This is a genomic window from Aquidulcibacter sp. (assembly GCF_049239865.1).
Taxonomy (GTDB): Bacteria; Pseudomonadota; Alphaproteobacteria; order Caulobacterales; family Aquidulcibacteraceae; genus Aquidulcibacter.
Genome location: NZ_JBMLTR010000108.1, coordinates 1 through 1879, shown reverse-complemented (window position 1 = coordinate 1879; position 1879 = coordinate 1). Strand labels below are relative to the sequence as shown.

The 1879-nt window shown below is 60.0% G+C and carries 2 protein-coding genes and 1 pseudogene; 2 read left to right on the top strand and 1 reads right to left on the bottom strand.

Annotated features, from left to right (window positions below; all coding sequences use genetic code 11):
- Positions 1-108: pseudogene (locus ACOVRA_RS08095) on the top strand (bacterioferritin); the annotation flags it as partial.
- A gap of 5 nt (positions 109-113) precedes the next feature.
- Positions 114-575, top strand: coding sequence for an NUDIX hydrolase (locus tag ACOVRA_RS08090; RefSeq protein WP_421719840.1), 462 nt, complete (start codon positions 114-116; stop codon positions 573-575).
- Here ACOVRA_RS08090 and ACOVRA_RS08085 read toward each other — a convergent pair.
- Positions 572-1504 carry an NAD(P)-dependent oxidoreductase gene (locus tag ACOVRA_RS08085; protein WP_421719839.1) on the bottom strand — a complete coding sequence of 311 codons (933 nt, stop codon included), beginning with the start codon at positions 1502-1504 and terminating at the stop codon, positions 572-574. The genes ACOVRA_RS08090 and ACOVRA_RS08085 overlap by 4 nt on opposite strands.
- Positions 1505-1879 lie beyond the last annotated feature (375 nt).

Here is a 1879-nt window from a genome sequence, read left to right as displayed (position 1 = left end):
GAAGATACCGAAGAGCATATCGACTTCCTCGAAACCCAATTACAATTGATCGACCAATTGGGCATTCAAAACTATCTGCAAACGGCTATGGGCCCGATCGAAAGCTGATCGATTTGGACGCGGTCGACACCTCTATCCGACGGGTCGGCCGTGTCCTCATTCGCAATCGCGCCGGCGAGGTGTTCCTCTTGCGCGGCAAAGACCCGGGCGAACCAGATCGCCCCGCCTTCTGGTTTACGCCTGGCGGCAAGATTGACCCGGGCGAGACGGCGCAAGAGGCTGCTGCCCGCGAACTCCAAGAAGAAGTTGGTATTTCGGTTGACCCAGCAGCGCTCGGCGATGTCATCGGCACCGAGGATGTGACCTATCGTTTCAACGGGGTCAGCTATCGCCAAACGGGCGTCTTCTTTGCCCTAAGTCATGAGAACCCGCAGCTGCACACCGACGGACTCAATGCCCTTGAAGCCCAGACCATCGACACCGGGCGATGGTGGTCCTTGGCTGAAATCCTAGCCACGGAAGAGACGATTTATCCCGAACATTTGGGCCAGATGCTAAAGGACCTACAGCCCTAAACCACACGGTTTTCCAACGGCTGGCCCTGATAGACGCGGATCAGATTGCCGATAGCCGCGCGCACGGCTTCCTGCACGCTTTCACGCGTGCGCCCAGCGACATGGGGCGTCAGGACGACATTGGTTAGATCGGCCCAGAGCCTTGGGTCGGTCGGCTCATGCTCGAACACATCCAAACTTGCGCCCAGAATTTTTTTCTCGCGCAAGGCCGTCAGAAGCGCTGCCTCATCCACCACACCACCGCGCGCGACATTGATCAGCACGCCTTCAGTTCCCAAGGCATCGAGCACCTCAGCTGAAATGACTTTACGGGTCGCATCCGTGAGCGGGCAGGCCAGCGCCAATATGTCGGACTTTTGGGCTAGTTCCAAAACCGTATCGATACGGGGCCATGCCAGTTCTGGCTTGGGATTTGGGCCTGCCCAGATAATCTTGAGGCCAAAGGCTTCGGCGCGCACGGCAATGGCTTGGCCAATCGCGCCCATGCCAAGGATGCCCAAGGTGCGCCCGCGCAAGCGGTAGCGCGGCGCATGGGTCAGCGCGTCCGCCCATTCGCCACGACGGACGAGGCCGTCCAACTCAATGATATTGCGCTCGCCCGCAATCAACAGGCCCAAGGCGAGGTCGGCCACATCGTCGGTATTGATGCCGGGCGAATTGCACACTGAAATGCCAGCAGCTTTGGCTGCAACCAGATCAACCCCATCCACGCCAACACCTGCGGCGATCACAGCCTCCAGCTTGGGGAATAAGGGGAAGAGCGCGGCCTCGGTTTTCTTGCCACCGATACAGGCAAAGGCGCGCACCTCGGCGCCGGGGCCGGCTGCAAAGGCCGCAACGTCTTCGATCTCCCACAGGCGCGCGCACGGCGCGATGTTTTCAAGGAGCGGCTGGGCGAGGACGAGTTCGGGGTGAATAATCAGGATCATGGAGAGCCTTGTGAAAGGCTTGAGCCTCAGATGCAAGGGGGGTGTATGGCGATTGACGGAGCGCGCGCCACGCGCTGTGCCTATCACCGTGTTAAGTTGCGCATCTTGCGGTTCACGCCCGCCCTTCCCCAGCTCCGCCTTTATCGACGTGTCCCAGCTGATGCCGCTGCCGCTTCCCCGTTTACAGGGTATCGGCGCATGCGCCGATGTCTGGCGAAGCCGGTGAAGGGGAACGCGCAGCAAAAGTTGCGCTTGTCATCGCGTTGACAGGCGCAGCTCGTGCTGCGCGGTCCTTTTGGTGGGGTTTCTATCTCGCTGACAACGATCCAGATGGAAACACCCCTTCAGTCCGCTTCGCGGCCAGCTTCCCCGTAA

What these genes read in the sequence shown, in the direction of transcription:
- ACOVRA_RS08085 (WP_421719839.1), bottom strand. Translation starts at nt 1,504, where the DNA reads ATGATCCTGATTATTCACCCCGAACTCGTCCTCGCCCAGCCGCTCCTT.